The sequence below is a fragment of the Micrococcus sp. APC 4021 genome (assembly GCF_030407635.1).
GTDB lineage: Bacteria > Actinomycetota > Actinomycetes > Actinomycetales > Micrococcaceae > Micrococcus > Micrococcus luteus.
This window is the reverse complement of sequence record NZ_JASDCZ010000139.1, coordinates 1-5,732: the sequence shown is the minus strand read 5'-3', so window position 1 is coordinate 5,732 and position 5,732 is coordinate 1. Positions and strand designations below refer to the sequence as shown.

6 protein-coding genes are annotated in these 5,732 nt (G+C 76.8%); 2 read left to right on the top strand and 4 right to left on the bottom strand.

Annotated elements, in window-relative coordinates; genetic code table 11:
* Window positions 1-128: 128 nt before the first annotated feature.
* Entirely contained in the window at window positions 129-323 is a 195-nt protein-coding gene (locus QL983_RS10125) for a hypothetical protein (protein ID WP_223247482.1), read from the top strand.
* A gap of 13 nt (window positions 324-336) precedes the next feature.
* Here the strand turns inward: QL983_RS10125 and QL983_RS10120 are convergent, their stop codons facing one another.
* From QL983_RS10120 to QL983_RS10105, 4 genes are all read right to left on the bottom strand, one after another.
* Window positions 337-603 carry a hypothetical protein gene (locus QL983_RS10120; RefSeq protein WP_020625619.1) on the bottom strand — a complete coding sequence of 89 codons (267 nt, stop codon included), beginning with the start codon at window positions 601-603 and terminating at the stop codon, window positions 337-339.
* 198 nt (window positions 604-801) lie between these two features.
* Window positions 802-1,542 (bottom strand): response regulator transcription factor, encoded by a 741-nt coding sequence (locus tag QL983_RS10115; protein ID WP_206496584.1) that lies wholly within the window; start codon window positions 1,540-1,542, stop codon window positions 802-804.
* 56 nt (window positions 1,543-1,598) lie between these two features.
* Window positions 1,599-2,942, bottom strand: a complete 1,344-nt coding sequence (locus tag QL983_RS10110) for a histidine kinase (protein ID WP_036316207.1) — start codon at window positions 2,940-2,942, stop codon at window positions 1,599-1,601.
* Window positions 2,943-3,007: 65 nt separating this feature from the next.
* On the bottom strand, window positions 3,008-4,162 hold the full coding sequence (locus tag QL983_RS10105) for a nitronate monooxygenase (RefSeq protein WP_036316206.1): 1,155 nt from the start codon (window positions 4,160-4,162) through the stop codon (window positions 3,008-3,010).
* Window positions 4,163-4,243: 81 nt separating this feature from the next.
* Here QL983_RS10105 and QL983_RS10100 point away from each other — a divergent pair, with 81 nt between their 5' ends.
* Window positions 4,244-5,698, top strand: a complete 1,455-nt coding sequence (locus QL983_RS10100) for an L-lactate permease (RefSeq protein WP_036316204.1) — start codon at window positions 4,244-4,246, stop codon at window positions 5,696-5,698.
* Window positions 5,699-5,732: the final 34 nt, after the last annotated feature.

Sequence of the window (5,732 nt, the reverse complement as noted above, 5' to 3'; positions counted from 1 at the left end):
ACCGAGGCGCGGTGGCGGAGGCTCGCGGAGGACCTGGGGGCCGTGAACCTGGCCTCGCTCGCGGCGGCCCGGGACGACTTCGACCCCGCCGACCGGCCGCCGAGGCCCTCATCGCCGAGGCCGAGCGTGTGATCCTCGAGCTCGCGGACCAGGTGGTGGCCGAGGCGCGGCGGGCCGGGCTCGTGGGCCCGGACGTGACCGGGGCGGACTACCTGTTCGGCCTGCTCATGGTCACCCGGTCGCCGGAGTGCGCGCTGCTGGGCCACGGCCCGGACCAGCGGGGCTGGCTGCTGGACACGTACCTGCGCGGCCTGCGGCCCTGAGGGCGCGGCCGGGTCAGTCGCCCGGGGCGTCGTCCTCCAGGACGGGGCGGGCGGTGGCCCACGCGACGGCGCCGGCGAGCAGGCCGGCGCCCGCGGTGAGCGCCAGGCGGAGCAGCCCCTCGACCCCCGTGAACAGGCTCAGGCCCAGCATCACGACGGCGGCCGTCACCAGCGCCACGAAGAAGGCCACGCATTCACTGTCCCGCTGCGCCTGCTCGGCGGCTGGGTCGGAGGCGCGGGACGTCGTCGGGGTGGGGTGGTCCAGGATGCTGCCGGTCATGGTGCCTCTCCTCCAGTGCGCGTCGGGCCGGGGCGGCCATCGGCGCGTGCACCCCGGCGGCGGACCCGCTGCGGGGCCTGCGTCCAGCATCGCGGAGGGGGTGGGCGCACCGGCAGGGCCATGAGGATGAACCTCGGGGCGTCCGACTCATACCCAGGTATGACCTGTGATTGTGCTGGCAGGCGCCTGGGGAGTGGCTCAGGGAAGGGCCCCGCCGCCCCGGCCGACCGCCCCGGCCGACCGCCGAGGCCGGCCGTTGAGGCCCGCGCGGTGGGCGATGAGCACGGCCTGCACGCGGTCGCGGGCGCCTAGCTTGGCCAGCACCCGGCCGACGTGCGTCTTCACCGTGGCCTCGGAGAGCACGAGCTCGGCGGCGATCTCCAGATTCGCGGCGCCCTGCGCCATGAGCACCAGCACCTCGTGCTCGCGCGGGGTCAGCGACGCCACGGCCGCCTGCTGCTCCTCGCACTCGGCGCTGCGGACCTGGTCCGAGCGCAGACGCGGGGCCATGTGCGTCAGGAGCCGGCGCGTCGTGGACGGGGCGATCACGGCGTCGCCCCGGTGCACCGTGCGGATCGCGGCGAGCAGCTCCTCGGGCGGGGCGTCCTTGAGCAGGAAGCCGCTGGCGCCCGCCTCGATCGCGTCGAAGGCGTACTCGTCCAGGTCGAAGGTGGTCAGCACCACGACGCGCGGGGCGTCCGGCCGGCGCAGCAGCGCGCGGGTGGCCTCGATGCCGTCCATCTCCGGCATGCGCACGTCCATCAGCACGACGTCGGCGCCCGCCACGGACACCGACGCCACCGCCTCGCGCCCGCTGCCCGCCTCCGCCACGACCGTCAGGTCCGGCTGCGAGTCCACGAGCATGGCCAGCCCGGAGCGGATCAGTGCCTGGTCGTCCACCAGGGCCACGCGGACGGGGACGGTCTCCTCAGAGCTCATGGGGTCATCCTCTCAAGTCGGGCGGGGTGAGCGGGCGAGACGGGGGCGGCCACCCCTCACACCGCCGAGTACGGCAGGTGGGCGGACACGCGGTACCCGGCCCCGACGCGCGGCCCCGTCTCGAGCGTCCCGCCGAACAGGGCCGTCCGCTCGGCGGCCCCCCGCAGACCCTGGCCGCTGCCCCGGGTGGCGGGGTCGGCGGCGGCGCCGCAGCCGTCGTCGTCGATCTGCAGGTCCAGGCCGTGCGCCGTCCAGGCGAGCGTGACGAAGGCGTCCGCGTCCGGCCCGCCGTGGCGCAGCGTGTTGGTGAGCGCCTCCTGCACGATCCGGTACGCCGCCAGCTCCCCACCCGCCGGCAGCGTGCGGCGGGGTGTGCCGGTCTCCAGCAGGGACACCTCGAGCCCGGACAGGCGCATCGTCTCCACGAGGGCGGGCAGGTCCGCGAGTCGCGGCTGGGGCCGGCGGCCCGGGGGCAGGCGGGTGCCGCGGCCGTCGGGGGAGGCGACGACGTCGGCGGCGGGTCGCCGGGCGTCGTCGTCGGTCACGCCGGGCACCCCGGCCACGGTCTCGCCGGTCTCGCGGAGCACGCCGAGCAGCTGGCGCATGTCCGCGAGCGCGGAACGGCCGGTCTGGCCGATGGTCTCGAGCGCGGTGACCGCGAGCGCGGGCTTGGCGGCGGCGGCGTACCGGGCGCCGTCGGCCTGGGAGATGATCACCTGCAGGGAGTGGGCGACGATGTCGTGCATCTCCCGGGCGATGTGGCTGCGCTCGTCGGCGGCGGCGAGCTCGCGCTCCTGCCGGGACTGCACCTCGAGGCGGTGGGCGCGGTCCTCGAGGGCGCGCACGGTGAGGCGGCGGTTGCGCACGACGTCGCCGAACGCCCACGCGGTGAGCACCATGAGCCCGCAGCCGATCGCCATGATGACCATGGCCAGCGGCTCCGCGGGGGAGCGGACGGTGAGGCCGTCGGGGGTGACGAACTGCGCCGGGAACAGCCACACCTTCACCCCGTTGGCCACGCCGCCGACCAGCCCCAGGAGGAGCCCGGCCACGGAGATGCTCCGGGGCGCGTTCGCGGCGAGGTTGTAGACGGTGAGCGGCACCATCAGCAGGGACATGCTGAACTCGGGCCCGGCGAGCAGGTGCAGGACGGCCGCGGCCGTCACGACGGCGGCCGAGGCCACCGGGCGCACCCGACGCACGGCCCACGGCAGGACCATGCCGGCCCCGGCCAGGAGGGAGACGGCCGTCTGCCTGCCCTGGGGGTCCGGGGCGACCATCGGCCCGAGCGCGATCCACGGGAGCGCCACGAGCACGGTGAACAGTGCCGCGGCGGCCATCACGTCGGTGCGCACGGGGTGCAGGCGCGTCCACTGGTCGAGGCGGCGCAGGGGGTTCACGCGGGCCAGCCTAGGCCGCAGGCGGAGGGGCCGGCGTCAGCCCGCGGGATGATCCGGGGCGGTCCTCAGGGCGTGAGGGAGGCGAGGACGTCGACGGCCGGCGCCTCCCGGACCCGGTGCGCCTCGGTGCCGGCCCACAGGTGGACGCGTTCGAGGTCGCCGGCGGCCGCGGCGGCGGCGCGCAGCCCCTTCGTCAGGACGTTGACCTCGGGGTACGCGGCGGGGGCGTCCGGGTGCTCCGCCATGAACGCGGTGGCCAGCGACCGCGCCCACCGCCCCGTGTAGGCGCGGGTCAGGCCGGTGCGGGCCCGGCCGTCGTCAGCGGAGAAGCGTGTCCCGGCCGCACACGCCGCGACGGCGGCCCGGTGCGCCGCCGAGGTGCCCGCCTCCGGGGTGAGGAGGAACGCGGTGCCGGCCGAGACGGCGTCCGCGCCGGCGGTCAGCAGGGCGCGCACGTCCTCGGCGGTGCCCACGCCGCCGGCGGCCACCACGGGCACGGCGCTCGTGGCCCCCGTCCCGACGACGTCGCGCACCGCCGGCAACACCGCCGGCAGCTCGGCGCGGGGCGGCTCCGCGGCCGGGTCCGACGTGCCCCGGTGCCCGCCGGCGCGGTGGCCCTGCACCACGAGGAACGCGGCCCCGTGCTCGAGGGCGGCCCGCGCCTCGGTCGCGTCCGTCACGGTGGCCCCGGCCGGGATGCCCGCGGCGGCCAGCCGGGCGAACACGTCCGCGGCCGGCAGGCCGAACGTGAAGGAGACCAGCGGCCACGCCTGCTCCTCGGCGGCGGTGAGCAGGGCGTCGAAGTCGGCCCGTTCGGCGTCGGGGTCCGGGACCACGTCCGCGGCCGTGGGCAGGTCGGCGGCGCCGTCGGCCGTCAGGTCCGCCCGGTACGCGGCGACGGCCGCCGCCCGCGCCGACCGTGCCGCCTCCGTGCGCGCCGCGTCCGGGATGGCCGTGTTCACCGCGTCCGGCACGAACAGGTTCACGCCCCAGCGGTCCGGCCCCTCCGCGCCCAGCAGCGCGCGCAGCGCGTCCACCTGCGCGCGCATCTGCGCGGCCGTCCGCATGCCGCCGGCGAGGAACCCGCCGCCGCCTGCGCCGACGACGGCGGCGACCAGCTCCGGGGTCGAGGGGCCGCCGGCCATCGGGGCCACCGCCACGGGCACGGGCGGGATCAGGCGGGCGCGGGTGACGTCGTCGGGGTGGGATGGCTGCGTCATGACCCCCAGAGTAAGGGGAGGGGTGTCGGCCCCACCCCGCGCCTACAGTGGGGCGCAGTACACGAGGAGAGGGGGTGCGCCGTGGAGGTGCTGCTCGCGCTCTCACCCATCCTGCTCACCCTCGTGCTGCTGCTCACCCGGCTGCCCGCGTGGGTGGCCCCGGCCGCCGGGACGGCCGTGGCCGTGCTGCTGGCCCTCACGGTCTTCGGCGTGGCCCCGGGCGACCTGGGCGGCGCGGTCGGCGCCGGCGTGCCCACGCTGCTCGAGATCCTGGCGATCATCGCTGGCGGTATCACCCTGTCCCGCGTCATGGAGTACTCGGGCGGGCACGCGCGCCTGGCCGCGTGGCTGTCGGCGGGCAACGGCCCCACGATCGCGACCGCGCTGCTCATGGTGCACGGCGTCATCCCGTTCCTCGAGACCGTGACCGGGTTCGGCGTCTCCCTGATCGTGGGTGTGCCGCTGCTGCTGGGTCTGGGCTACACGGCGTTCCGGTCCGCGCTGATCTCCGTCCTCGCGCTCACCATCGGCCCGTGGGGGTCCATGGCGCCGGGCACGCTCATGGGCGCCCGCCTGTTCGGCCTGGACTTCCGGGAGATCGGGGTCACCGCCGCGGTGTTCAACCTGCCGGCCTGCCTGGTGGCGGGCGTGGCCACGGTGCTGCTGCTGCGCGGGGCGCGCGGCATGCGAGTCGACGTCGGCCCGGCCCGGACACTGCCCTGGCTCGGCGTCGCCGTGCTCTCCGGGGTCGCCCAGTGGGCGCTGATCCTGGGGGCGAACCTCGTGGTCGGCACCGCGCCGGCGGGCGCCGTCGCCACGTTCGTGCTCACCGTGGCCTGGCTGCTCGTGATCCGCGGCGGCCGGCTGCTGCCCGGGCCGGGGCGGGACGTGGTGCCGTACCTGACGCTCATGGCCGGCACCGTGCTGGGCACCACCGTGAAGGGCGCGTTCGGACTCGAGGGGGCGGCGGCCCTCGTGGGGACGCCGGCGCTGTGGGCGTTCGTGGCGGTGGGCGTGGGCGTGCAGCTGCTCCACCTCGACGCCGCCGCCCGCCGCCGCGTCCCCCGCGAGGCCGGGAAGCTGTGGGTGGGCACCGCCATCCCCAACGCGCTCTACGTGGCGTTCGGGCTCATCCTCTCCGCCGGCGGGGTCTCGCAGGCGCTCGCGGGCGCGCTCAGCGGGATGGGGGAGTCCTACCTGGTGGCGATGCCGTTCCTCGGTGCGTTCGCAGGCTTCATCACGGCCTCGAACACCGGGGCCATGGCCCTGATCGGCCCCCTGCAGATGGACACAGGCGCCGCCCTGGGCGTCCCCCCGCCCTGGTCCAACGGCCTGCACAACGCGGCCGCGGGCTGGGGCATCGTCGCCGGGCCCGCTCGCATCCAGGTGGCCCACGGCATGGCCGCGGGGGCGCAGTCGCCGCAGATGCCCGGCTGGGCCGTGACGCGGCGGAACCTGTTCGTGGTGCTGCTGCCGGCCATGCTCGCCGGGATCCTCGGCATGGCCGTGATGGGCTGGTTCCTGCTGCCGCGGTGACGCGCGGGGGGTGGAGCGGGGCCCGGGTGGGGCG

Excerpts from the sequence above, each read along its gene's own strand:
- QL983_RS10105 (WP_036316206.1), bottom strand. The coding sequence starts at position 4,162 with ATGACGCAGCCATCCCACCCCGACGACGTCACCCGCGCCCGCCTGATC.
- QL983_RS10120 (WP_020625619.1), bottom strand. The coding sequence starts at position 603 with ATGACCGGCAGCATCCTGGACCACCCCACCCCGACGACGTCCCGCGCC.
- QL983_RS10115 (WP_206496584.1), bottom strand. The coding sequence starts at position 1,542 with ATGAGCTCTGAGGAGACCGTCCCCGTCCGCGTGGCCCTGGTGGACGAC.